This window comes from Streptomyces sp. NPDC060205, from assembly GCF_042728395.1.
Lineage (GTDB): Bacteria > Actinomycetota > Actinomycetes > Streptomycetales > Streptomycetaceae > Streptomyces.
The window spans coordinates 1-22,533 of the sequence record NZ_JBHWZP010000099.1 but is presented as its reverse complement, the minus strand read 5'-3'; the positions used below and the strand labels follow the sequence as shown (position 1 = coordinate 22,533).

Sequence of the window (22,533 nt, the reverse complement as noted above, 5' to 3'; positions counted from 1 at the left end):
GTTGTCGCATGAAGCGTGTACGTCACGTCCCCGCCGTCGCCCTGCTGGCGCTCGCGCCACTCCTGCTGACGGCCTGCGGATCGGACGACTCCTCGTCGGGCAACGGCAACGGGACGTCGGCGCAGTCGAGTTGTCAGCCGCCGTCGGGCGGTCCTGGCGGCGGCGCGTCGGGGCGGCCGAGCGGGGCCCCGTCGGGAATGCCGTCAGGGGCGCCCTCGGGGACACCTTCGGGCGTGCCGTCGGGAGCACCCTCCGGCGCGGCCACGGGGAAGGCCCCGTCGGGCGCGCCCTCCGGGATGCCGTCGGGGATGCCGAGCGGCGGCCCCGGCGGCCAGGGCGGCGGCTGCGGGCCGGGTGGGGGCGGACCTCAGGGCCAGGGTCAGCCGGGCCAGGGGCAGCAGAGTCAGCAGAGTCAGGGCTAGGGGCGGGGGAGCGCAGGACTCGGGGCGCGTACGGGATCGTCGTACGCGCCCTTCGTGTGACGCGGGGGAGGGCGTCAGCCCAGCCAGTTGCGGCGGCCGATGCTGATCAGCCGCATCCGGCGCCTCGCCACCCGGGCCACCCGTTCCTCCTCGGCCGGGTCGTCCGGGTCCGCCTCCAGGAAGGCGCTGGCGGTCATCAGCATCTGGTCGACGTACAGCCCGGCGAGCATCAGCAGATCGTCGTCGCTCCAGCCGTCCGACTCGGCCTGCTTGGCCAGTTCGGCCCGCACCTCGTCGGCGAACCGGTCCATCTGCTCCGCGATCGCGGCCCGGACCTTCTGCACACCGCCGTTGCGCTCGCGGGCGATGAACCGGATGTGCGCCGGATACGCGCGCACATGACGGGCGATCAGGGCGACGGCGCGGTCTATGCGTTCGTCGCTGTCGTCCGCCGTGGAGACCGTGCCGGAGATCATCGGGTGCAGGCTGCCGAGCGCCTCCTCGACCAGGGCGACCCCGAGGTCGGCGGTCGAGTGGAAGTGCCGGTAGAAGGCGGTCGGGGCGACGCCGACGGCACGGGTGACCTCGCGCAGGCCCAGGCTGCTGAGGCTCTGCTCCTCCAGCAGGCCCAACGCGGCGTCCAGGAACGCCTGTCGGGTCTTCTGCTTCTGGGCCTGCCGGACACCGAGACTGTGACTCATGCCATGCAGTAAACAACTGTTCTCCGTAGGGGGAAAGTCGCCCGACGCGCTAGACTCTGGATTCAGTGAACAACTGTTACCACAAGCGTTCACCGAACCGTCACGAGAGGCGACTCATGCTGTTCCTCGTCGCAGCCCTCCTGCTGCTGGGCGTCGTGCTGGGCACCGTGGCCCACGCACCGCTCTCCTTCACCGTGGTGGCCGCCGTGGTCATCGGCGTCTGGCTGATGGTCTTCGCGATCCGCGAGCGCCACGGCCGCCGCCGCGAGACCTCGGGCTGAACCGCCCGGCCGTCCCGTCACGGTCCCGCCACCCGTCCACGTACGACCGCCTGCTGGGAGCAGACACATGGAACTCACCACCGCCGCCCCGCGGCGCCGGAGCGCCACCCGTGACGCCGACGGCATGGCCGTCGCGTCCTTCATCCTCGGCCTGGTCGGCCTGCTCGCCCTGAACGTCGTCCTCGGCCCGGTCTCGATCGTCCTGGCCGCGACGGCCCTGTTCCGGGGCACCACCCGCCGCGGACGCGCCTTCCTCGGCCTCGGCCTCGGCGTCGCCGACCTCGTGGTCCTGGTCGCCTTCATGTCGGCGGACAACACGCTGTCCTGGAGTTTCTGAGCCGGGCCGGCCCCCGCCGGGCCGGGTACGGGCCGTGGGCCGGACCGCGGGCCGGGCGCAAACAGCCCCCACCTGACCAAGTCGGTCGAGAGCGGGCCCTAGAATCGGGCTCACCATGGCATACCTCGACCACGCCGCGACCACCCCCATGCTTCCGGAGGCGGCCCTGGCAATGACCGCCCAGTTCGCCGTCACGGGCAACGCCTCCTCCCTGCACGCGGCCGGCCGCCGCGCCCGCCGCACGGTCGAGGAGTCCCGGGAGACCCTGGCGGAATCCCTGGGCGCCCGCCCAAGCGAGGTGGTGTTCACCTCCGGCGGCACCGAGGCCGACAACCTCGCCGTGAAGGGCCTGTACTGGTCCCGCCGCGACGCCGACCCGGCCCGCACCCGGGTCCTGGCCAGCCCCGTCGAACACCACGCCGTCCTCGACGCCGTCCACTGGCTCGGCGAGCACGAGGGCGCCACGGTCGAGTACCTCCCGGTCGACCGGTACGGCCGCGTCCACCCCGAGGCCCTGCGCGAGGCCATCGCCCGCAACCCCGACGACGTCGCCCTCGCGACCGTCATGTGGGCGAACAACGAGATCGGCACGATCATGCCGGTCCGTGAACTCGCCGACGTGGCCGGGGAGTTCGAGGTCCCGCTGCACGCGGACGCCGTCCAGGCCTTCGGCCAGGTCCCCGTCGACTTCGGCGCCTCGGGACTCGCCGCGATGACCGTCTCGGGGCACAAGATCGGTGGCCCGTACGGCATCGGGGCGCTGCTGCTCGGCCGCGAGTACACCCCCGTGCCGGTCCTGCACGGCGGTGGCCAGGAGCGGCATGTGCGCTCCGGCACCCTGGACGTACCGGCCGTCGCCGCGTTCGCCGTCGCGGGCCGGACCGCCGCCGGACAGCGGGAGTGGTTCGACCGCGAGATCGGCTCGCTGCGCGACGACCTGGTCGACGCGGTCCGCGCGGCCGTGCCGGACGCGATCCTCGGCGGCGACCCGGCGGAGGGGGGCCGCCTGCCGGCGAACGCCCACTTCACGTTCCCCGGCTGCGAGGGCGACTCCCTGCTCCTGCTGCTCGACGCGCAGGGCATCGAATGCTCCACGGGCTCCGCGTGCACGGCGGGCGTGGCCCAGCCCAGCCATGTCCTCCTCGCCACCGGAACCGATCCGGACCTGGCCCGCGGCACCCTCCGCTTCTCCCTCGGCCACACGTCGACGGAGGCGGACGTGGAGGCCGTGGGGAAGGCGATCGGCCCGGCGGTGGAGCGGGCCCGCACGGCGGGACTCAGCTAGGCCTTCCCGCCCGCGACCCCGACCCCGTCAGCGCATCGCGACGAGGACGACGCTGCTGAGCACGCTCGTGACGACGAAGAACGGCGCGTTCAGGACGCCGTAGTACAGCGGGCGCGGGAAGTTCGGGTTGATGGCGATCTGGAAGGTCATCGCGCCGAGGTACCCGACCCCGACGAGGAGCCCGAAGACCACGGCGTCGCCGAGGCCGGTGACGTCGAGGGCCTCGACGAGCACCGCGCTGGTCAGGACGGTGACCGTCAGACACACCAGTGGTCCGGCCGCGGTGACCGCCGTCTGCGCGGGCGCGGGCGCGCCCTCACGGCCGAGGGCGACGGCGTACGGCTTGGCGATCACGACGGCGAACCACAGGCCGGCGAGCACGATCGACGCGACGGCCGCGATGACGACGGCGAGCCAGTTGATGTCGGCGAGAACGGAGAACACGCGCAGACTCCTTGCGGGGCGAACGGCGGTCCGTGTGACCGCCGGGGCAGAGTCTTCGCGAGGTACAGGACAGGTTGTGGCCTCTACTCCCGGCTGCTGCTCGGGGCTGCTGCTCCGGGTCGCTGCTCCGCTTCGCTGCTTCGGGCCGCACTCCGTCTCACGCGTCGCGCTCGGCAGCCGGAACGCTCCTCGAAGCGGCCGTCGCACCGTTGCTCGGGCCGGTGCTCGGGTCGGCGGACCGCTCGGCGTCACGCTTCGCGGCGTCACGCACCAGGGGTATGTACCGGTCCCAGTCCCAGTGCGGCCCGGGATCGGTGTGGTCGGTGCCCGGCACCTCGACGTGCCCGATGATGTGCTCGCGGTCGATCGAGATGTCGTACCGGGCGCAGATCCGCGCCGTGAGCCGGGCGGAGGCCTCGTACATGGCGTCCGTGAAGTCCTGCGGCCGGTCGACGAAGCCCTCGTGCTCGATGCCGACGCTGCGTTCGTTGAACTCGCGGTTGCCCGCGTGGAAGGCCACGTCCAGCTCGCGGATCATCTGGGTGATGCGGCCGTCCTTGCCGACGATGTAGTGCGCGGCGGCGCCGTGGCCGGGGTCCTGGAAGACCTTCACCGCGCTCTTGAAGCTGCCCTGTGTGACATGGATGATCACGCGGTCTATGCCGAAGTCGTCGGGCCGGTCCGCCCGCCGCCAGTTCGCCGAGGACGCGGCCACCCAGCGCGCGCCCCCGAAGTCGACCTCGCCCTCCTTGCGCGGCTTCTCCACACCCGGCGTACGCCACCACAGACGCGCCAGCTCGTCCCGGGCCAGCACGGCGGTGCCCAGGGCGGCAGCGGCCCCGCCGACGAGCAGCGCACGCCGCCCGACGCGCCGGTCCGAGTCATTCGTGGTCTCCCCCATGCGATCTTCAACGGATACTCGCGGGCTCCGGTTCCCGGGGACCCGTACCCTTGAGGGGTTATGACTGAGACCTCGCAGCGCCCCCGCCCCCTCCGCGTCCTGGCCGCCATGTCCGGTGGCGTGGATTCCGCCGTCGCCGCCGCCCGTGCCGCGGAAGCCGGGCACGACGTGACCGGTGTGCATCTCGCCCTCTCGGCGAACCCGCAATCGTTCCGCACGGGCGCGCGCGGCTGTTGCACGATCGAGGACTCGCGCGACGCCCGCCGGGCCGCGGACGTCATCGGCATCCCGTTCTACGTCTGGGATCTCGCCGAGCGTTTCCGCGAGGACGTGGTGGACGACTTCGTCGCGGAGTACGAGGCCGGCCGCACCCCCAATCCGTGCCTGCGCTGCAACGAGAAGATCAAGTTCGCGGCCCTGCTGGACAAGGCCCTCGCCCTCGGCTTCGACGCGGTCTGCACGGGCCACTACGCGAAGGTGCTGGTGAACGAGGACGGCACGCGCGAGCTGCACCGGGCGTCCGACATGGCGAAGGACCAGTCGTACGTGCTCGGCGTCCTGGACGACCGCCAGCTCGCCCACGCGATGTTCCCGCTCGGGGACACGCTCACCACGAAGGACGAGATCCGCGCGGAGGCCGAGGAGCGGGGCCTGGCGGTCGCCAAGAAGCCGGACTCGCACGACATCTGCTTCATCGCCGACGGCGACACCCAGGGCTTCCTGGCGAAGAGCCTGGGCAAGGCGGAGGGCGACATCGTCGACGAGTCGGGCACGGTCGTGGGCAGCCACGAGGGCGCGTACGGCTTCACGATCGGCCAGCGCAAGGGCCTGCGCATCGGCACTCCGGCCGCCGACGGCAAGCCGCGCTACGTCCTGGACATCTCACCGGTGAACAACACGGTGACGGTGGGCCCGGTGGCCGCGCTGGACGTCTCGGCCCTCACGGCCATCAAGCCCCGCTGGTGCGGCACGGCCCCGACGGGCCCCGGCACGTACACGGCCCAGCTCCGCGCCCACGGCGGCGAGACGGAGGTCCGCGCGGAGCTGGTGGACGGCACCCTGGAGGTCACCTTCACGGAGCCGGTCCGGGGAGTCGCCCCCGGCCAGGCGATCGTCCTGTACGACGACACCCGCGTGGTGGGCTCGGCGACGATCGCGACCACTGAGCGGGCGACTGCCGGGGTCTGACTCCCCGGTGGTGTCAGCCCGCCGGGACCGTTTCCACCTCGTAGAAGCAGAAGTGGTCCTTGATCTCCGCGACCTCCGGCTTCGGGTCCGGGTAGGCCCAGACCAGGTCCGGGGCGTCCGGGAGCGACCAGTAGGACGCGTCTCCCTTGAAGGGGCAGTGGGTGGACGTGTCCGACGGGGTCAGCAGGTCCACGTGGACGTCCTCCGGCGGGAGGTAGTAGCGCGGCGGGAGGCCCGTCTCGCGCAGCACCAGCGGGCGCGTGCTGTCGGCGAGCACCTTGCCGTTGTGGACCGCCCGGACGTGCTCGGTGCCCTGCTCGACGGTGATGCGATGGCCCTTGGTCACGGTTCGACTCCTCGGTGGAGGTCACGCTGGGATGGCGGACGTACGGTCGCGTTCTCGGTGGGTACAGCGTCCGGCGCCGCCGCGTTCTTCCCGTTCCGGGTGCCCTCCCCCGACACCTGGCGCGGCCCGTAAATTGAGCGCATGAACATCTGTGTCTTCCTCTCCGCCGCCGAGCTCGACGAGCGCTACACCCGGCCCGCCCGCGAGTTCGCCGAACTGCTCGGCAAGGGCGGGCACACGCTCGTGTGGGGCGGTTCCGACGTCGGGCTCATGAAGGTCGTCGCCGACGGCGTGCAGGAGGCGGGCGGGCGGCTCGTGGGTGTCTCCGTGGAGTTCCTGTCGGCGAAGGCGCGCCCCGGTGCCGACGAGATGATCGTCGCGCGGGATCTCGCGGAGCGAAAGGCGCTGCTTCTTGAGAACGCCGACGCCGTCGTCATCATGGTCGGCGGGACGGGCACCCTCGACGAGGCCACCGAGATCCTGGAGCTGAAGAAGCACGGGCACACCGACAAGCCGGTCGTGCTGCTCAACACCGCCGGCTTCTACGACGGGTTGAAGGAGCAGTTCCTGCGCATGGAGGCCGAGGGATTCCTGCCCGTGCCGCTCACCGATCTGGTGTTCTTCGCGGAAGAGGCCGTGGGGGCGCTCGCCTACCTGGAGGAGAGCCGCGGCACGCAGTGAGCGCGCGTGCTGCGAGCATGGCGGGCATGGCTACTCATGTGATCACCGGAGCCGGCTCCGGCATCGGCGCGGCCGTCGCCCGCCGCCTCCACGCGCGCGGGGACGACCTCGTGCTCCACGCGCGCGACGCGGGCCGCGCGAAGGAGCTGGCCGCCGAGTTCCCCGGCGCCCGCACCCTCGTCGGCGACCTCGCGGACCCGGACCGGCTGTCCTGGGCGTTCTCCCACCAGACACTGCCCGACCGGGTGGACTCGCTCCTGCACATCGCGGGCGTCATCGACCTCGGCAGGGTCGGCGACCTCACCCCGAAGACCTGGCGCCACCAGCTCGACGTCAATCTGCTCTCGCCCGCCGAGCTGACCCGCCACTTCCTGCCCCAACTGCGGCTCGCACAGGGGCACGTGGTCTTCGTGAACTCCGGTTCCGGACTCAACGCGTACGCCGACTGGGCCGCGTACGCCGCCTCCAAGCACGGTCTGAAGGCCCTCGCCGACTCCCTGCGGCACGAGGAGCACGCGAACGGGGTCAGGGTCACCTCCGTCTACCCGGGGCGCACCGCGAGCGCCATGCAGGCCAAGGTGCACCAGCAGGAGGGCAAGGAGTACGACCCCTCGAAGTGGATCGACCCCGAGTCCGTCGCGACGACGATCGTCATGGCGCTCGACCTGCCGAAGGACGCCGAGGTCAACGATCTGACGGTACGCCCCGGCCGCTGACCCGGTCCGGCCGCTGAACGGGCCCGGTCGCCGAACGGGCCCGGACCGGGCCCCGTCCCCGCTGCGGGGCCGCGCGCTGCCTCCCGCGGGCCCCGGACCCCCGCCCGTTCCGTAGGCTTTCCGGGTGAGCGAAAAAAGCGAGTTCAGGCCCGGCCCCGCCACCGGCATCGGGTCGATGCCGGGCGGGGACGCCCGGGAGACCGCCAAGAGCGTGACTGGGACCTTCGAGGGCCCGGAGACGGGCATGCCGTACCTGGCGGAACTGCCTGCCCGCGGCCCCGGCGCGGACATGATCGGCCGGACCGCGGGGATGCTCTCCGAGCTGTACGCGCGCGTGGAGCCCAGCGGCTGGCGGCTCGGGGACCGGCCGGGCCGCGACACCAAGCGGGCCAAATCCTGGCTCGGCGAGGACCTGGACGCCCTGGAGGAGTTCACCCAGGGCTACGAAGGGCCGCTGAAGGTGCAGGCCGTCGGCCCCTGGACGCTCGCGGCGGCCCTGGAACTGCACAACGGCGAGGTCGCGCTCTCCGACCCCGGAGCCTGCCGCGACCTCGCCGGATCGCTCGCCGAGGGTCTGCGCGAACACCTCGCCGACGTACGCCGCCGTGTCCCCGGCGCCGAGATCGTCCTGCAGCTCGACGAACCCTCGCTCATCGCCGTACTGCGCGGCCAGGTGCGGTCCGCGAGCGGCTACCGCACCCACCGGGCCGTGGACCGGCAGCTCGTCGAGGCGACCCTGCGCGAGGTGATCGGCGTGCAGGAGGGCGGGCCCGTCGTCGTGCACTCGTGCGCCCCCGACGTGCCGTTCGCGCTGCTGCGCAGGGCCGGAGCGGCCGGTGTCTCCTTCGACTTCGCGCTGCTCACCGAGCGTGACGACGACGTCATTGGGGAGGCGGTGGAGGCGGGCACCCGGCTCTTCGCCGGTGTCGTGGCGGGCACGGACGGCCCGTTGTCAGACCCTGCCGGTAGCGTCATGGGTGTCAGGACGCTGTGGCGCAGGCTGGGGCTGAGTCCGGGGCTTCTCACGGACGCGGTCACACTCACCCCGTCGTGCGGACTCGCGGGCGCCTCCCCCGAGTACGCGCGCAGGGCGCTCGCCCACTGCGTCAGGGCGGCGAGATCACTCGCGGACAACCCAGAGTAACGGGAGGACGACACGGTGGCCGGCGACAAGGACGCACAGACGGCTTCGGCTTCGGCTGCGGGGCCCGCGCCCAGTGAGGCACGGGAGAAGCACGCGCAGCTCGCCGAGCAGATCGAGGAGCACCGCTTCCGGTACTACGTGAAGGACGCGCCGGTCGTCAGCGACGCGGACTTCGACAGGCTCCTGCGCTCCCTGGAGGCGCTGGAGGACGAATATCCCGAGCTGCGCACCCCGGACTCGCCGACCCAGAAGGTCGCGGGGGCGTACGCGACGGAGTTCACGGCCGTCCAGCACGCCGAGCGCATGCTCTCCCTGGACAACGCCTTCGATGACGAGGAGCTGGCCGCCTGGGCCGACCGCGTCGCCAAGGACGTCGGCACGTCCGCGTACCACTTCCTGTGCGAGCTGAAGGTCGACGGCCTCGCGGTCAACCTCACGTATGAGCACGGGCGTCTCACGCGCGCGGCGACCCGCGGCGACGGCCGCACGGGCGAGGACATCACACCGAACGTGCGGACGATCGCGGAGATCCCGGACCGCCTCCAGGGCGAGCGCATCCCCGACCTCGTGGAGATCCGCGGCGAGGTCTACTTCCCGATGGAGAAGTTCGAGGAGCTGAACGCCCGCCTGGTGGAGGCCGGCGACAAGCCCTTCGCCAACCCGCGCAACGCGGCGGCGGGTTCACTGCGCCAGAAGGACCCCCGCGTCACGGCGACCCGCCCGCTGCACATGGTCGTGCACGGCATCGGCGCGCGCGAGGGCTTCGACATCGACTGCCTCTCGCACGCGTACGAGCTGCTGCGCGAGTGGGGCCTGCCGACGACCCGCTACGGCAAGGTCGTCGACGACCTCGACGGCGTCCGGGAGTTCATCGCCTTCTACGGAGAGAACCGCCACTCCGTGGAGCACGAGATCGACGGCGTCGTCGTCAAGCTCGACGAGATCCCCCTCCAGGGCCGCCTCGGCTCGACCTCCCGCGCCCCGCGCTGGGCGATCGCGTGGAAGTACGCGCCGGAGGAGGTCAACACCAAGCTGGTCAACATCCGGGTGGGCGTGGGCCGCACCGGCCGCGTCACTCCGTACGCGCAGGTGGAGCCCGTCACGGTGGCCGGTTCCGAGGTCGAGTTCGCGACCCTGCACAACCAGGACGTGGTCAAGGCCAAGGGCGTCCTCATCGGCGACACGGTGGTGCTGCGCAAGGCCGGTGACGTCATCCCCGAGATCCTCGGACCGGTCGCCGACCTGCGCGACGGCAGCGAGCGGGAGTTCGTGATGCCCGCCGAGTGCCCCGAGTGCGGCACACCGCTGGCGCCCGCCAAGGAGGGCGACATCGACCTCCGCTGCCCGAACGGCCGCACCTGCCCGGCCCAGCTCCGCGAGCGCCTGTTCTACCTCGGCGGCCGCAAGTCCCTGGACATCGAGAACTTCGGTTACGTGGCCGCCGCCGCGCTCACCAAGCCGCTGGAGCCCGCGCAGCCGCCCCTTGGGGACGAGGGCGACCTCTTCGACCTCACCATCGAACAGCTGCTGCCCATCAGGGCGTACGTCCTCGACCAGGACAGCGGACTGCCCAAGCGGGACCCGAAGACGGGCGAGGAGAAGATCGCCACGGTTTTCGCCAACCAGGAGGGCGCGCCCAGGAAGAACGCTCTCGCGATGCTGGAGAACATCGCGGCGGCGAAGGAGCGCCCGCTGGCCCGGATCATCACGGGCCTCTCCATCCGGCACGTGGGCCCGGTCGCGGCCGAGGCACTGGCCCGTGAGTTCCGCTCGATCGACCGCATCGAGCAGGCCACGGAGGAGGAACTCGCCGCCGTGGAGGGCGTCGGGCCCACCATCGCCGCCTCGCTGAAGCAGTGGTTCGCGGTCGACTGGCACCAGGAGATCCTGCGCAAGTGGAAGGCCGCCGGCGTCCGTATGGAGGAGGAGGGCTCCGGCGAGGACGAGGGGCCCCGTCCGCTCGCGGGGCTGACCGTCGTGGTCACCGGCACGCTGGAGCGTCACACCCGCGACGGAGCGAAAGAGGCACTGCAGAGCCGTGGGGCGAAAGTGACCGGTTCTGTTTCGAAGAAGACAGCTTTCGTTGTTGTAGGTGACAATCCTGGATCGAAGTACGACAAGGCCATGCAGCTCAAAGTGCCGGTTCTGAACGAGGACGGATTCGCCGTTCTGCTCGAACAGGGACCGGAGGCGGCGGCGGAAGCTGCACTTCCGATCGAGGGGTAGCGGTTGAAGACCACCCGTTCGGCGCATACCAGATGCATAGGGGCGGCCGTGTCGCATTCGGGCAACCGTAGACGACCGCTGCCCTTAGGAGCCTTCTGCGGCCTACTGTTGAGGTCTGCGCCTGCCGTGCCCAGCTGCGGTCGGGGCACCCCCTTGCTCTTCAGGAGTCGGGGGAAGGGTTTTTCAGACGCGGAGCCGTCGAGGGACTGATCGTGCGTCGGGCCGCGTGGCGTGGGCACCGCCGGCCGTGAGAGGGACGGGAATGGAACCGACCGAGAGCGCCGCCCCGGACTCACGGCTGCGCCCACGCTGGATGACCGGCGTGCGGCGATGGGGGCACCCCTTGCTGGAGCGAAGCCGGGAGTTCGGGGCGGGCCTCGGCGTCACCAGGCCCGCGGAGCGCTCCGGCGGGCCGGGGGCCTCGGGGCCGCCTGGGTACGCCACCGGACAGCACACCGGCGCGGACGGGCCCGGCGCGGGCCGGTTCACCGCCGTCCCCGGATCCTCGGCACGGCTGCCGGGCCAGGAGACCGACCGGCAGCCGGCCGGGCCCGCGCTGCCCACGGCGGTCGTGGTGGCCGCCGCGGCCGTACTGGGCGCGGGTTTCTACCGCGCCTTCACCGGCCACCACGCGCTCTTTCCGTCCGGCTCGGCCGGCTGGGCGCTGGCCGTCCTCGTCGGCGTCATCGTCGGCCATCTGGTCGCGCTGGGCCGCTCCCGCTGGTGGGGCGGCACGGGCTCCGGAGCGGCCCTCACCCTCGCCGTCCTGCTGCTGTACGGCTGGGTGCCGGCCGGAATGGTCAGCCTCACCGTCGTCGTGCTCGTCGGCATAGCCCGCCGGCACCGCTGGCGCCAGGGCATCCTGCACGGCGCGGTGGACATCCTCGGCATCGGCGCCGGGGCGCTGGTGCTCGCCGCGTTCGGCCGGGTGCCGTCCGTCGAGGCCCCCTGGGAACCGGAGACCTGGACCGTTTTCACCGTGCCTCAGGTGGTGTTGGCGGCCGGGGCGTATCTCGTCGTGAGCCGCGCGCTGCTCTGGTACCTCCACGCGCCCCGCACGCCGGGACTGCCGACCGTCGCCCGCACGGCCCTGGTCAGACAGGGGCTCGTGGCCGTCGCGCTGCTCGGTATCGCCCCGCTGATCTGCGTGGTCGCCATCGCCCTCCCCGCGCTCCTGCCGCTCTTCGCCGTGCCGCTCATCGCCCTCGACTCCACGCTCTGGATAGCGCGGGCCCGGGCCGAGGAGCAACTGCGTGATCCCCTCACGGGTCTGCCCAACCGGCAGTGGCTGCTCGAACGGACCTGGCGGGCGCTCGACGACGCCGAACGAATCGGTGCGCGTTCCGCTCTGATGCTGATCGACCTCGACCGCTTCAGGTCCGTGAATGACACCCTCGGGCATCTCGCGGGGGACCGGCTGCTGCTGCAGATAGCGGACCGGCTGCGGATCGCCCTGCCACGCGGGGCGGAGGCCGCGCGGCTGGGCGGGGACGAGTTCGCCGTACTGCTGCCCGTCGCCGACTCGACGACCTCGGCGACGCGGGTCGCCCGCGGCCTCGTGACCGCGCTCGGATCGCCGCTCGACCTCGACGGGCTCACGCTCGTGCTGGAGGCCAGCGCCGGGCTCGCCGTCTTCCCCGACCACGCGCTGGACGCGGAGGGCCTGCTGCGGCGGGCGGACGTCGCGATGTACCAGGCGAAGCGGGACCGTACGGGGGTCGAGGTCTACGAGTCCAAGCGCGACTCCAACACCCCCGACCGGCTCGGACTCCTGGGCGACCTGCGACGGGCGCTCGACGCGGGGGACGTCCAGCTGCACTACCAGCCGAAGGTGCGCTTCGACGGCCAGGTCGCCGGCCTTGAGGCGCTCGTACGGTGGGTGCATCCCGAGCGCGGGAAGGTGCCGCCGGACGAGTTCATAGCCATCGCCGAGTCGTCCGGGCTGATGCCGCACCTGACCGAGTACGTCCTGGAGGCAGCGCTCGCGCAGGTGGCGCGCTGGCGTGCCCAGGGGCTTCGGGTGCCGGTCGCCGTGAACGTGTCGCCCCGGGACGTGCACACCCCCGGCTTCGCGGGATCGGTGGCCGCCCGGCTCGCCCGGCACGGGGTCCCCGCGGGGGCGCTGCAGCTGGAGATCACGGAACACGTGCTGCTGGAGGATCCGCAGCGGGCCGCGGACACGCTCGCCGCGCTGACCGCGCACGGCGTGAAGATGTCCCTCGACGACTTCGGGACCGGGTACTCGTCGCTGGTGCATCTGCGGCGGCTGCCGGTGAGCGAGCTGAAGATCGACCGCTCGTTCGTGGCGCGGCTCGCGGTGGACACCGAGGACGCCGAGATCGTGCGCTGCACGGTGGATCTCGCACATTCGCTCGGGCTGCTCGTCGTCGCGGAGGGCGTCGAGGACGACGAGACGTGGGAGCGGTTGCGGGACCTCGGGTGCGACGCGGTCCAGGGATGGCTCGTGGCCGCGGCGATGCCTCCGGAGGAGGCCACGGCGTGGTTGCTGGCGCGGGGGTCGCGGGGGTGGCAGCGGCCCGCTGCCGCGTTGCCTGCGGCCTCGCCTGCGGCTGGCTCGGACGAGTAGAGATCTTTTCCCACCCGCCCGCCCGTGGCGAGTACCTCGGCGGGTGGGCGTTTCCCGCGGGGGTGCCGCGCCGTCGGCGGCCGACCGGTCGTACCCGCGCGTTCGCGGCCGTCCGGGCCCCCGGGGAAACCCATGTACGGGGATCTTGTCGCGCCCCATAGGATTGGGGCACACCACACGCACTCACCCCTGAGGATCGCTGCATGCCTGGCATCACGCGCGAGGAGGTCGCCCACCTCGCCCGGCTGGCGCGTCTGGAGCTGAAGGGCGAAGAGCTCGACCACTTCGCCGGCCAGCTCGACGACATCATCGGCGCGGTCGCCCGCGTCAGCGAGGTCGCCGACCAAGACGTACCGCCGACCTCCCACCCGCTGCCGCTGACGAACGTCATGCGCGCGGACGAGGTCCGTCCGTCGCTCACCCCCGAGCAGGCGCTCTCCGGCGCCCCGGCCCAGGAGCAGCAGCGTTTCAAGGTGCCGCAGATCCTGGGGGAGGACTAATCACCATGACGGACAGCAACGTCAACATCATCAAGCTCACCGCCGCCGAGATCGCCGCCGCGATCGCCTCCGGCGAGCTGACCGCCGTCGAGGTCACCGAGGCGCACCTCGCGCGCATCGGCGCCGTCGACGAGAAGGTGCACGCCTTCCTGCACGTCGACCGGGAGGGGGCGCTCGCCCAGGCCCGCGCGGTCGACGAGAAGCGGGCGCGGGGCGAGAAGCTCGGCCCGCTGGCCGGCGTACCCCTCGCGCTCAAGGACATCTTCACCACCAAGGGCATCCCGACCACCGTCGGGTCCAAGATGCTCGAAGGCTGGATCCCGCCCTACGACGCCACGGTCACCGCGCGGCTCAAGGCGGCCGACGTCGTCATCCTCGGCAAGACCAACATGGACGAGTTCGCCATGGGGTCCTCCACCGAGAACAGCGCGTACGGGCCGACCGGCAACCCCTGGGACCTGTCCCGCATCCCCGGCGGCTCCGGCGGCGGTTCGTCCGCGGCCCTCGCCTCCTACCAGGCACCCCTCGCGATCGGCACGGACACCGGCGGCTCCATCCGCCAGCCCGCCGCCGTCACCGGCACGGTCGGCGTGAAGCCGACGTACGGCGGGGTGTCGCGGTACGGCATGGTGGCGTTCTCGTCCTCCCTCGACCAGGGCGGGCCCTGCGCCCGTACGGTCCTGGACGCGGCCCTGCTGCACGAGGTCATCGCCGGACACGACCCGATGGACTCGACCTCCGTCGACGAGCCGGTCCCGGCCGTCGTCGAGGCCGCCCGCAACGGCAGCGTCGACGGGATGCGCGTCGGCGTCGTCAAGCAGTTCCGCGGCGAGGGCTACCAGGCCGGTGTCGTGCAGCGCTTCGACGAGTCGGTCGAGCTCCTGAAGGAGCTGGGCGCCGAGATCGTCGAACTGGACTGCCCGTCCTTCGACCTGGCCCTGTCGGCGTACTACCTGATCGCGCCGTCCGAGTGTTCGAGCAACCTCGCCCGCTTCGACGGTCTGCGCTACGGCCTGCGCATCGGCGACGACGGCACGCACTCCGCCGAGGAGGTCACCGCCCTCACCCGCGAGGCGGGCTTCGGCGACGAGGTCAAGCGCCGCATCATGCTCGGCACGTACGCGCTCAGCTCCGGCTACTACGACGCGTACTACGGCAGCGCCCAGAAGGTCCGTACGCTCATCACGCGGGACTTCGAGAAGGCGTTCGAGCAGGTCGACGTGATCGTCTCGCCGACGACGCCGACCACCGCTTTCCCGATCGGCGAGCGCGCCGACGACCCGATGGCGATGTACCTCGCGGACCTGTGCACCATCCCGACCAACCTCGCGGGCAACGCCGCGATGTCGCTGCCCTGCGGCCTCGCACCCGAGGACAATCTGCCCGTCGGCCTCCAGATCATCGCGCCGGCCCTCAAGGACGACCGCCTGTACAAGGTGGGAGCCGCCGTCGAGGCCGCGTTCGTGGAACGCTGGGGCCACCCGTTGATCGAGGAGGCTCCGTCGCTGTGACCGCCATGGCCAAGAAGGCAAAGAACTTCAAGAAGTCGAAGACCGGGCTGTACGTGTCGCTCGGCAGTACCGCGTTCGGCGCGATCAGCGTCGCCAAGCAGATCAAGCTGGCCCGCAGCGACGGGGACACGCTGAGGCTGATCGACGCGACCGTGTCCGCCGCCGCCATCGTCACCGGCCTCGCCATCCTCTACCGGGAGCTCAAGCGCCTGGGCGACGACGACGTCCTGCTGGGCTGAGAGGGAAAGTTTCACCGTGACTGCCACGACTGACCTGGTGTCGTACGAGGACGCGCTGGCGTCGTACGACCCCGTCATGGGCCTCGAAGTCCATGTCGAACTCGGCACCAAGACCAAGATGTTCTGCGGCTGCTCCACCGAGCTGGGCGCCGAGCCCAACTCGCAGGCCTGCCCGACCTGTCTGGGCATGCCCGGCGCGCTGCCGGTCGTCAACGCGATCGGCGTCGAGTCCGCGATCAAGATCGGCCTCGCGCTGCACTGCGAGATCGCCGAGTGGTGCCGCTTCGCCCGGAAGAACTACTTCTATCCGGACATGCCGAAGAACTTCCAGACCTCCCAGTACGACGAGCCGATCGCCTTCAACGGCTACCTCGACGTCCAGCTGGACGACGGCGAGATCTTCCGCGTGGAGATCGAGCGCGCCCACATGGAGGAGGACACCGGCAAGTCGCTGCACGTCGGTGGCGCGACGGGCCGTATCCACGGCGCCTCGCACTCGCTGCTCGACTACAACCGCGCCGGCATCCCGCTCATCGAGATCGTCACCAAGCCGATCGAGGGCGCGGGCGAGCGTGCTCCCGAGGTCGCCAAGGCGTACGTCGCCGAGCTGCGCGAGCTGATCAAGGCGCTCGGCGTCTCGGAAGCGCGCATGGAACAGGGCCAGATGCGGTGCGACGTGAACCTGTCGCTGCGCCCGCACGGCCGGGAGAAGTTCGGCACGCGCAGCGAGACGAAGAACGTCAACTCGCTGCGGTCCGTGGAGCGTGCGGCCCGTTTCGAGATCCAGCGGCACGCCGCCGTGCTCAACGACGGCGGCACGATCATCCAGGAGACCCGCCACTTCCACGAGGACACGGGGTCGACGACCTCGGGGCGTGTGAAGGAGGAGGCCGAGGACTACCGGTACTTCCCGGAGCCCGACCTCGTGCCGGTCGCGCCGTCCCGCGAGTGGGTCGAGGAGCTGCGCGCGGGGCTGCCCGAGCAGCCGCTGGCCCGTCGCAACCGGCTGCGAGAGGAGTGGGGCGTCAACGCCCACGACATGCAGTCGATGCTCAACGCCGGAGCCATCGACCTCATCGTCGCCACGATCGCGGCGGGCGCCGACGCGGCCTCCGCGCGCAAGTGGTGGATGGGCGAGCTGGCGCGTGCGGCCAACGAGTCCGGGGTGGCCCTGGACTCTCTGGCCATCACGCCCGAGCAGGTCGCCCGGGTGGCCGCGCTGGTCGCCGAGGGGTCCCTCAACGACAAGCTGGCCCGGCAGGTCATCGACGGGGTCGTCAAGGGTGAGGGCACTCCGGACGAGGTCGTCGAGAAGCGCGGTCTGAAGGTCGTCTCGGACGAGGGTGCGCTGACCGCCGCCGTCGACGAGGCCATCGCCGGGAACCCCGGGGTCGCGGACAAGATCCGTGGGGGCAAGGTGGCTGCGGTCGGCGCGCTGGTGGGTGCCGTCATGAAGGCCACGCGTGGGCAGGCTGACGCCGCTCGGGTCAAGGAACTGATCCTTGAGAAGCTGGGTGTCGAGGGCTAGCCCTCGGGCTGTTCTGAGCGGAAGGGCGTTGCACCTGGGGGTGCGGCGCCCTTCGGCGTTCCGCCGTCCGGGGCCCCTCGGTGCGTTGACGGGTGCGGGCGCGTCGCGGCTGGTCGCGCAGTTCCCCGCGCCCCTTGGGGGCTGCGCCCCCGAAAACGACAGGATTGCGCCGTTCCCCGCGCCCCTAAAAGCGAAAGGCAGAAGACTGCGCAGTTCCCCGCGCCCCTTGGGGGCTGCGCCCCCGAAAACGACAGGATTGCGCCGTTCCCCGCGCCCCTGGAAGTGCGGTCCTCAGCGTGCCCCGTATGGCGCGTGGGTGCGGCCCGCTCGTAGTGTGCGGCCCCACCAGGTCAGTTCGTCCAGCATTGCCTTGGCAGCGGCCTCGGGGATTTCCGGGTGGTGCAGGGAGCCGTCCTCGGTGAAGTTCTCCCAGGCCCGGTGGAAGCTCACCGTGTCGCGGACCGTCACGGCGTGCAGTTCGGCGAAGACCAGGCGCAGTTGTTCGACCGCGCGCAGGCCGCCGCCTATGCCGCCGTAGGACACGAAACCGATCGGCTTGGCCTGCCACTGGGTGTAGTGGAGATCGATCGCGTTCTTCAGGGGCGCCGGGAAGCTGTGGTTGTACTCGGGCGTGACCACGACGAAGGCGTCGGCCGCGGCGAGCCGTTCCGCGAACTCGGCCGCCCCCGGGTGCGGTGCGGTGGACGCGACGTCGGGCAGCGGGTGGTCCGCCAGGTCGACCGGGTCCAGTGCGAGATCGTCCCGCTGGGCGGCGAACCGCAGGAACCAGTCGGCGGCGACGGGACCGAAGCGGCCCTCGCGGGTCGAGCCCGTCAGGACGACCAGGCGGAGAGGGGCGCTGGAAAAGGGGGCGTCGGGTGCGTTCGTCATGGAGGGAAAGTACAACGGTCATGGCAATAGGTGCAACGAGCGTTGTAATTTGTGGGGAGGGCGGTCCGGATAGCGTGGCGGGCGACAGGAAAGGGGGCGGGCGCGTGAGGCAAGGGCTCGCGGAGAAGCGGCAGGCGATCGTGCGGGGAGCCCGCAGCGTCTTCGGGCGGGACGGCTACACCCGTGCCGGCATCGACTCGATCGCCAAGGAGGCCGGGGTCTCGTCACGCACGATCTACAACCACTTCCCCCAGGGCAAGGCCCAGCTCTTCCGCGTGGTCGTCGTGGAGGGGGCGGAGGAGGTCGTGCAGGCGCATGTCGACGCAATCGACCGGCGGTTGTACAAGGTCACGGACCTGGAGGCCGACCTCGTCGACTTCGCGCACGCCTGGCAGGCGCCGATGCGCCGCTACCGCGACCACTTCGCCGTCGTACGGCAGCTGAGGGCCGAGGTCGGCCATATCCCGCAGGAGTTCCTGGACGCGTGGCGGGCCGCGGGGCCGGACCGCGCGCTCAGGGAGGTGGCCGTCCGGTTTCGGGAACTGAGTGAGGAGGGGCTGCTCGACACTCCGGATCCGGAGCGTGCCGCGAGCCACTTCATGCTGCTCACCGGCGCCGAGATCAGCGACCGTACGTATCAGGGGGCCGTGCCCCTCGCGGCCGGGGAGCGGGACGCGCTGATCGTGTCCGGGGTGCGGGCGTTTCTGCGGGGCTACGAGAAGCGCTGAGGGACGACAGAGTTCAGCGGATTGTCGTGTGAACTGGCTCGCACTCATGTGAGTAAGGCCATGAATGGGGCCAACGATCACTTTGGGCTGGAAGAGTGACAACGCATCGGTCATGCGTTCTTTGCGGGCAGTTCCCGATAAAGATCCACAAATCCCCCAGGGAGCTCGTCCGTGGCAGTCCTCGCACGTTGGTGTGTGCAACACCGTCTCGTCGTCCTACTGCTCTGGCTCATGACCCTCGGCACAACCGCCACCGCCGCACTCGTCGCCGGATCCGCGTACTCGAACGACTACCAGGTGCCGGGCACCGAGTCGGGCCGGGCCGCCGCACTGCTCCAGGACAGCTTTCCCGGTCTCGGCGGCGACGGCGACACCGTCGTCTGGCACTCCACCCCGGGTACGGTCCGCGCCGCCGACGTCGAACAGACCATGACCCGCACCCTCGACCGCATCGCCGGCCTGCCGGGGGTGGCCGCAGTGGTCAGCCCCTACGGCGGTCCCGGTGGCGAGGGTTCCGGTTCCGGGCGGATCAGCGGCGACGGGCGTACCGCCTACGCCACCGTGACCTTCGACGAGCCGGCCGAGAACATCGACCGGGCCGAGGCCTCCGCCGTCGTCGCCGCGGCGAAGAGCGCCGAGACCGACGGGCTGCGGGTCGAGCTGGGCGGCCAGGCCGTCGCCCTCACCGAGTCCTCCGGCGGACACCTCGCCGAGATCGTCGGCGTGGCCGTCGCCGCGGTGGTCCTCTTCCTCGCCTTCGGCTCCCTCGCCGCCTCGGCCCTGCCCATCGCGACGGCGCTGGTGAGCGTCGGCACCGCGTACGCGGGAATCGTGCTGCTGGGCCATCTGATGACCGTCGCCGACTTCGCGCCCATGCTCGGCCTGCTGATCGGGCTGGGCGTCGGTATCGACTACGCGCTGTTCATCGTCACCAGGCACCGCCGCGGTCTCAAACGCGGTCTCCCGGTCGAGGAGGCCGCCCGCGACGCCGTGGCCACCACCGGGCGCGCGGTCGTCTTCGCGGGCGCCACCGTCTGCGTCGCCCTGCTGGGCATGCTCATCCTGCGGCTCGGCTTCCTGAACGGTGTCGCGATCGCCGCCGCACTCACCGTGGTCCTCACGGTCGCGGCCTCCGTGACGCTGCTGCCCGCGCTGCTCTCCCTCATCGGCATGCGCGCGCTGAGCCGCCGCGAGCGCCGCCGACTGGCCGAGCACGGGCCCGAACCGGAGGTGCCCACCGGGCTCGCGGCCCGCTGGTCCGCGTTCGTCGAACGGCGTCCCAAGCTCCTGGGCGGCGTGGCCCTCGCCGTCATGGCGCTGCTCGCGGTGCCGATGTTCTCGCTGCACCTGGGCACCTCCGACCAGGGCAACAACCCGGGCACGGCCACCACACGACAGGCGTACGACCTGATCTCGGAGGGCTTCGGGCCCGGTATGAACGGGCCGCTGACCCTCGTCACGCCCGTCACCGGCGCCCAGGACCGGCTCGCCCTCGACAACCTCGACACCACGCTCCGGGAGACGGAGGGTGTGAGGGACGTGACCCCGGTGACGTACGACGGCGACGGGGACACCGCCTACCTCGTCGTCGTACCGGAGTCCTCACCGCAGTCCCGGCAGACCAGCGAGCTCGTCGACCGGCTGCGTACCGACGTGCTGCCGCGGGCCGGGACCGGCACCACCCTCGACCTCAAGGTCGGCGGCATCACCGCCGGATACGACGACTTCGCGGACGTCATCGTCGGCAAACTGCCCCTCTTCGTGGGCGTGGTGATCGGCCTGGGCTGTCTCCTGCTGCTGCTGGCCTTCCGGTCCGTCGGCATCCCGCTGAAGGCCGCCGCGATGAACGTCGCCGCCGTCGCCGCCTCCTTCGGGGTCGTCGTCGCGATCTTCCAGTGGGGCTGGGGCAGTGAACTGCTCGGCCTCGGCCGGGCCGGCCCGATCGAACCCTTCCTGCCCGTGATCATGGTCTCCGTGCTCTTCGGGCTCTCCATGGACTACCAGGTCTTCCTGGTCGGCCGGATGTACGAGGAGTGGCTGGAGACGGGCGACAACCGCCGGGCCGTCCGGGTGGGCCTCGCGGAGACGAGCCGGGTGATCAACTCCGCCGCCGTGATCATGATCTCGGTCTTCCTGGCCTTCGTGCTCAGCGGCGACCGCGTGATCGCGATGTTCGGTATCGGGCTGGCCGCGGCCGTCGCCCTCGACGCGTTCGTGCTGCGTACGCTGCTGGTGCCCGCCCTCATGCACCTGCTGGGCGGCGCCAACTGGTGGCTGCCCGGCTGGCTCGACCGGCGCCTGCCGCGGCTCAGTATCGAGCCGCCGGAAATCCGTACCGCCGGTCCGGGCCCCCGTGCGACGATCCCCGGGGCGCGCGGCGACGCGCCCGTGGATGCGGCGGAAGCGGCGGGTGCGGTGGACGCGCCGGCGGACGTACCCGTGGCGGTACTCGTGAAGGAGCAGCAGCAGGATGTACGCGATATCCCTGGGTGACGACGGCAGCGAACTGCGGCCTCTGGAGCCGTGGCACGCGGAGGAGTTCCTGGCCCATCTCGACCGCGGACGCGAGTTCGTCCAGCGGTACATCTCCTTCGGGTCGCGCGTCACGGACGCCGGCTCCGCGCGCGAGCTGCTCCAGTCGTTCGCCGACAAGAAGGCCGCCGACACGGGCAGCCTGCACGGGGTGTGGCTGGACGGGCAGCTCGTCGGCGGTGTGCTCTTCCGGGTCTTCGACGCCGAGCACGGGGTCTGCGAGGTCGGCTGCTGGCTGGAGCCCGCGGCCTCGGGCCGCGGTCTGATCACGCGCGCGATCCGCGTCCTCATCGACTGGGCGGTCGACGTCCGCGGCATCCACCGCGTGGAGTGGCAGGCGGCCACGGCCAACGAGCCCAGCCTGAACGTGGCGCGGCGGCTCGGCATGAGCCGCGAGGGCGTCCTGCGGGAGAACTGGCCGCACCGGGGCGTACGGCAGGACACGGAGGTGTGGTCGGTCCTCGCGCCGGAGTGGCGGGCGGCCCGCGCGGCCGCCGCCGGACAAGGCGATCTGCCGACCCCGGCGTGAGGATCCCGGGATCTTAAAGAAATTCTCAGACAGCGTCCGTACGGTGCGGAGCATGGGAACCAAGACAGAGAACGAGGCCGGGATCGAGACCGGCACCGAGGCACAGCGCGACGACGAGGCCGTGAAGCTCGGCAAGAGTGACGAGAAGGGCACCGGCGCCGCCGTCGGAGAGGTCGGAGAGGTCGAGGAGGTCAAGGCCGCCGAGACCGCCGAGACCGCCGACGGCCGGACCGGCTCCGGGAGCCTGGACGAGGACGACCTCGCCGGTGAGGGCGACGGCGAGCCGGCGCAGGACGAGCAGGTCGTGGCCGGTTCCGGTGTGGGCACGGGCGCCGCCGCGGTCGTCTCCGCCGGACTGGGCATCGTCTCCCTGACCGGCAGCTGGGTCGGCACCGTCGCACAGGCGCGCGACTCGCTGTACGGCCAGCTGGAGACCGCGCAGGGCTCGCCCGTCGCCACCCAGATCAAGCAGGTGTACGCCGACTCCTGGAACGCCAACGCCCTGGTCGCCGGCTTCTTCGCACTGGCCGCGCTGATCGTCGGCGTCGTGGTGCTGGTCAGGCCCGCGTTCGGCAACCCGGACCGCATCCCCGCCCAGTCCCCGTGGGTCAAGTCCGTCGCCTGGGCGGGTGTCTCGCTCGGCGTCATCGGCCTGCTGCTGGCCGCGCTCAAGTACTCCGACGTCCTCCTCGGCATGCCGACGACCACCGGCTGACCGACCGCACGTACGGGCACAACCCACGTACGCGCACAACCACGTACGCGCGCAACCGCACGTCCTGAGGGGCCTTAGTCCCGCCGTGAGCCACTCACGGC

Annotated in this window: 23 protein-coding genes; 18 read left to right on the top strand and 5 right to left on the bottom strand. The window is 71.5% G+C overall.

The window, feature by feature from the left end:
• Positions 1-8: 8 nt before the first annotated feature.
• Positions 9-422 (top strand): hypothetical protein, encoded by a 414-nt coding sequence (locus ACFWGJ_RS19320; protein WP_387325839.1) that lies wholly within the window; start codon positions 9-11, stop codon positions 420-422.
• 74 nt (positions 423-496) lie between these two features.
• On the opposite strand, the gene ACFWGJ_RS19315 is transcribed toward ACFWGJ_RS19320, so the two are convergent.
• The gene (locus tag ACFWGJ_RS19315) at positions 497-1,123 is read right to left on the bottom strand and encodes a TetR family transcriptional regulator (protein ID WP_387325838.1); all 627 of its coding nucleotides are present in this window, start codon (positions 1,121-1,123) and stop codon (positions 497-499) included.
• Positions 1,124-1,239: 116 nt separating this feature from the next.
• On the opposite strand from ACFWGJ_RS19315, the gene ACFWGJ_RS19310 reads away from it, so the two are divergent.
• The 3 genes from ACFWGJ_RS19310 to ACFWGJ_RS19300 all read left to right on the top strand — a co-directional run bounded on the left by ACFWGJ_RS19310 (position 1,240) and on the right by ACFWGJ_RS19300 (position 3,026).
• The gene (locus ACFWGJ_RS19310) at positions 1,240-1,404 is read left to right on the top strand and encodes a hypothetical protein (protein WP_387325836.1); all 165 of its coding nucleotides are present in this window, start codon (positions 1,240-1,242) and stop codon (positions 1,402-1,404) included.
• A 67-nt stretch (positions 1,405-1,471) separates the two neighbouring features.
• A complete protein-coding gene (locus ACFWGJ_RS19305) occupies positions 1,472-1,741 on the top strand; it encodes a DUF4190 domain-containing protein (RefSeq protein ID WP_387325834.1) in 270 nt (89 codons plus the stop codon).
• A gap of 115 nt (positions 1,742-1,856) precedes the next feature.
• Entirely contained in the window at positions 1,857-3,026 is a 1,170-nt protein-coding gene (locus tag ACFWGJ_RS19300) for a cysteine desulfurase family protein (RefSeq protein WP_387325832.1), read from the top strand.
• A 27-nt stretch (positions 3,027-3,053) separates the two neighbouring features.
• Here the strand turns inward: ACFWGJ_RS19300 and ACFWGJ_RS19295 are convergent, their stop codons facing one another.
• A complete protein-coding gene (locus tag ACFWGJ_RS19295; RefSeq protein WP_387325829.1) occupies positions 3,054-3,470 on the bottom strand; it encodes a DUF1761 domain-containing protein in 417 nt (138 codons plus the stop codon).
• Between the two features lie 157 nt (positions 3,471-3,627).
• Positions 3,628-4,371, bottom strand: a complete 744-nt coding sequence (locus ACFWGJ_RS19290; RefSeq protein ID WP_387325826.1) for an N-acetylmuramoyl-L-alanine amidase — start codon at positions 4,369-4,371, stop codon at positions 3,628-3,630.
• 60 nt (positions 4,372-4,431) lie between these two features.
• Between ACFWGJ_RS19290 and mnmA the strand changes: the two genes are divergently transcribed.
• The gene (gene mnmA / locus ACFWGJ_RS19285; protein WP_387325823.1) at positions 4,432-5,559 is read left to right on the top strand and encodes a tRNA 2-thiouridine(34) synthase MnmA; all 1,128 of its coding nucleotides are present in this window, start codon (positions 4,432-4,434) and stop codon (positions 5,557-5,559) included.
• Between the two features lie 13 nt (positions 5,560-5,572).
• Here mnmA and ACFWGJ_RS19280 read toward each other — a convergent pair whose 3' ends face one another.
• The gene (locus tag ACFWGJ_RS19280) at positions 5,573-5,905 is read right to left on the bottom strand and encodes a DUF427 domain-containing protein (protein WP_387325820.1); all 333 of its coding nucleotides are present in this window, start codon (positions 5,903-5,905) and stop codon (positions 5,573-5,575) included.
• A 141-nt stretch (positions 5,906-6,046) separates the two neighbouring features.
• Between ACFWGJ_RS19280 and ACFWGJ_RS19275 the strand changes: the two genes are divergently transcribed.
• From ACFWGJ_RS19275 to gatB, 9 genes are all read left to right on the top strand, one after another.
• Positions 6,047-6,586: a TIGR00730 family Rossman fold protein gene (locus tag ACFWGJ_RS19275; RefSeq protein WP_210889631.1), complete on the top strand. Its 540-nt coding sequence runs from the start codon at positions 6,047-6,049 to the stop codon at positions 6,584-6,586.
• 17 nt (positions 6,587-6,603) lie between these two features.
• Positions 6,604-7,302: an SDR family oxidoreductase gene (locus tag ACFWGJ_RS19270; RefSeq protein WP_387325857.1), complete on the top strand. Its 699-nt coding sequence runs from the start codon at positions 6,604-6,606 to the stop codon at positions 7,300-7,302.
• 175 nt (positions 7,303-7,477) lie between these two features.
• Positions 7,478-8,446 carry a methionine synthase gene (locus tag ACFWGJ_RS19265; protein ID WP_387325855.1) on the top strand — a complete coding sequence of 323 codons (969 nt, stop codon included), beginning with the start codon at positions 7,478-7,480 and terminating at the stop codon, positions 8,444-8,446.
• Positions 8,447-8,461: 15 nt separating this feature from the next.
• Complete coding sequence (gene ligA / locus ACFWGJ_RS19260) at positions 8,462-10,672, top strand: NAD-dependent DNA ligase LigA (protein WP_387325817.1); 2,211 nt, start codon at positions 8,462-8,464, stop codon at positions 10,670-10,672.
• 262 nt (positions 10,673-10,934) lie between these two features.
• Positions 10,935-13,259: a putative bifunctional diguanylate cyclase/phosphodiesterase gene (locus ACFWGJ_RS19255; RefSeq protein ID WP_387325815.1), complete on the top strand. Its 2,325-nt coding sequence runs from the start codon at positions 10,935-10,937 to the stop codon at positions 13,257-13,259.
• Between the two features lie 203 nt (positions 13,260-13,462).
• Positions 13,463-13,759, top strand: a complete 297-nt coding sequence (gene gatC / locus ACFWGJ_RS19250) for an Asp-tRNA(Asn)/Glu-tRNA(Gln) amidotransferase subunit GatC (protein WP_015036350.1) — start codon at positions 13,463-13,465, stop codon at positions 13,757-13,759.
• A 5-nt stretch (positions 13,760-13,764) separates the two neighbouring features.
• Positions 13,765-15,270, top strand: a complete 1,506-nt coding sequence (gene gatA / locus ACFWGJ_RS19245; protein ID WP_387325812.1) for an Asp-tRNA(Asn)/Glu-tRNA(Gln) amidotransferase subunit GatA — start codon at positions 13,765-13,767, stop codon at positions 15,268-15,270.
• A gap of 5 nt (positions 15,271-15,275) precedes the next feature.
• Positions 15,276-15,509, top strand: a complete 234-nt coding sequence (locus ACFWGJ_RS19240) for a hypothetical protein (RefSeq protein WP_210889627.1) — start codon at positions 15,276-15,278, stop codon at positions 15,507-15,509.
• Between the two features lie 16 nt (positions 15,510-15,525).
• Complete coding sequence (gatB, locus tag ACFWGJ_RS19235; RefSeq protein WP_387325810.1) at positions 15,526-17,037, top strand: Asp-tRNA(Asn)/Glu-tRNA(Gln) amidotransferase subunit GatB; 1,512 nt, start codon at positions 15,526-15,528, stop codon at positions 17,035-17,037.
• Positions 17,038-17,328: 291 nt separating this feature from the next.
• Here the strand turns inward: gatB and ACFWGJ_RS19230 are convergent, their stop codons facing one another.
• Entirely contained in the window at positions 17,329-17,928 is a 600-nt protein-coding gene (locus ACFWGJ_RS19230; protein ID WP_387325807.1) for an NADPH-dependent FMN reductase, read from the bottom strand.
• A 104-nt stretch (positions 17,929-18,032) separates the two neighbouring features.
• On the opposite strand from ACFWGJ_RS19230, the gene ACFWGJ_RS19225 reads away from it, so the two are divergent.
• The 4 genes from ACFWGJ_RS19225 to ACFWGJ_RS19210 all read left to right on the top strand — a co-directional run bounded on the left by ACFWGJ_RS19225 (position 18,033) and on the right by ACFWGJ_RS19210 (position 22,432).
• Positions 18,033-18,656 carry a TetR/AcrR family transcriptional regulator gene (locus ACFWGJ_RS19225; protein WP_387325805.1) on the top strand — a complete coding sequence of 208 codons (624 nt, stop codon included), beginning with the start codon at positions 18,033-18,035 and terminating at the stop codon, positions 18,654-18,656.
• A 171-nt stretch (positions 18,657-18,827) separates the two neighbouring features.
• Positions 18,828-21,149, top strand: a complete 2,322-nt coding sequence (locus tag ACFWGJ_RS19220) for an MMPL family transporter (RefSeq protein WP_387325803.1) — start codon at positions 18,828-18,830, stop codon at positions 21,147-21,149.
• Positions 21,127-21,717: a GNAT family N-acetyltransferase gene (locus tag ACFWGJ_RS19215; protein ID WP_387325800.1), complete on the top strand. Its 591-nt coding sequence runs from the start codon at positions 21,127-21,129 to the stop codon at positions 21,715-21,717. The genes ACFWGJ_RS19220 and ACFWGJ_RS19215 overlap by 23 nt, the downstream gene beginning before the upstream one ends.
• 52 nt (positions 21,718-21,769) lie before the next feature.
• A complete protein-coding gene (locus ACFWGJ_RS19210; protein ID WP_387325797.1) occupies positions 21,770-22,432 on the top strand; it encodes a hypothetical protein in 663 nt (220 codons plus the stop codon).
• Positions 22,433-22,533: the final 101 nt, after the last annotated feature.

Excerpts from the sequence above, each read along its gene's own strand:
- ACFWGJ_RS19320 (WP_387325839.1), top strand. The coding sequence starts at position 9 with ATGAAGCGTGTACGTCACGTCCCCGCCGTCGCCCTGCTGGCGCTCGCG.
- ACFWGJ_RS19315 (WP_387325838.1), bottom strand. The coding sequence starts at position 1,123 with ATGAGTCACAGTCTCGGTGTCCGGCAGGCCCAGAAGCAGAAGACCCGA.
- ACFWGJ_RS19310 (WP_387325836.1), top strand. The coding sequence starts at position 1,240 with ATGCTGTTCCTCGTCGCAGCCCTCCTGCTGCTGGGCGTCGTGCTGGGC.
- ACFWGJ_RS19305 (WP_387325834.1), top strand. The coding sequence starts at position 1,472 with ATGGAACTCACCACCGCCGCCCCGCGGCGCCGGAGCGCCACCCGTGAC.
- ACFWGJ_RS19300 (WP_387325832.1), top strand. The coding sequence starts at position 1,857 with ATGGCATACCTCGACCACGCCGCGACCACCCCCATGCTTCCGGAGGCG.
- ACFWGJ_RS19290 (WP_387325826.1), bottom strand. The coding sequence starts at position 4,371 with ATGGGGGAGACCACGAATGACTCGGACCGGCGCGTCGGGCGGCGTGCG.
- mnmA (WP_387325823.1), top strand. The coding sequence starts at position 4,432 with ATGACTGAGACCTCGCAGCGCCCCCGCCCCCTCCGCGTCCTGGCCGCC.
- ACFWGJ_RS19275 (WP_210889631.1), top strand. The coding sequence starts at position 6,047 with ATGAACATCTGTGTCTTCCTCTCCGCCGCCGAGCTCGACGAGCGCTAC.
- ACFWGJ_RS19270 (WP_387325857.1), top strand. The coding sequence starts at position 6,604 with ATGGCGGGCATGGCTACTCATGTGATCACCGGAGCCGGCTCCGGCATC.
- ACFWGJ_RS19265 (WP_387325855.1), top strand. The coding sequence starts at position 7,478 with ATGCCGGGCGGGGACGCCCGGGAGACCGCCAAGAGCGTGACTGGGACC.
- ACFWGJ_RS19255 (WP_387325815.1), top strand. The coding sequence starts at position 10,935 with ATGGAACCGACCGAGAGCGCCGCCCCGGACTCACGGCTGCGCCCACGC.
- gatC (WP_015036350.1), top strand. The coding sequence starts at position 13,463 with ATGCCTGGCATCACGCGCGAGGAGGTCGCCCACCTCGCCCGGCTGGCG.
- gatA (WP_387325812.1), top strand. The coding sequence starts at position 13,765 with ATGACGGACAGCAACGTCAACATCATCAAGCTCACCGCCGCCGAGATC.
- ACFWGJ_RS19240 (WP_210889627.1), top strand. The coding sequence starts at position 15,276 with ATGGCCAAGAAGGCAAAGAACTTCAAGAAGTCGAAGACCGGGCTGTAC.
- ACFWGJ_RS19230 (WP_387325807.1), bottom strand. The coding sequence starts at position 17,928 with ATGACGAACGCACCCGACGCCCCCTTTTCCAGCGCCCCTCTCCGCCTG.
- ACFWGJ_RS19215 (WP_387325800.1), top strand. The coding sequence starts at position 21,127 with ATGTACGCGATATCCCTGGGTGACGACGGCAGCGAACTGCGGCCTCTG.
- ACFWGJ_RS19210 (WP_387325797.1), top strand. The coding sequence starts at position 21,770 with ATGGGAACCAAGACAGAGAACGAGGCCGGGATCGAGACCGGCACCGAG.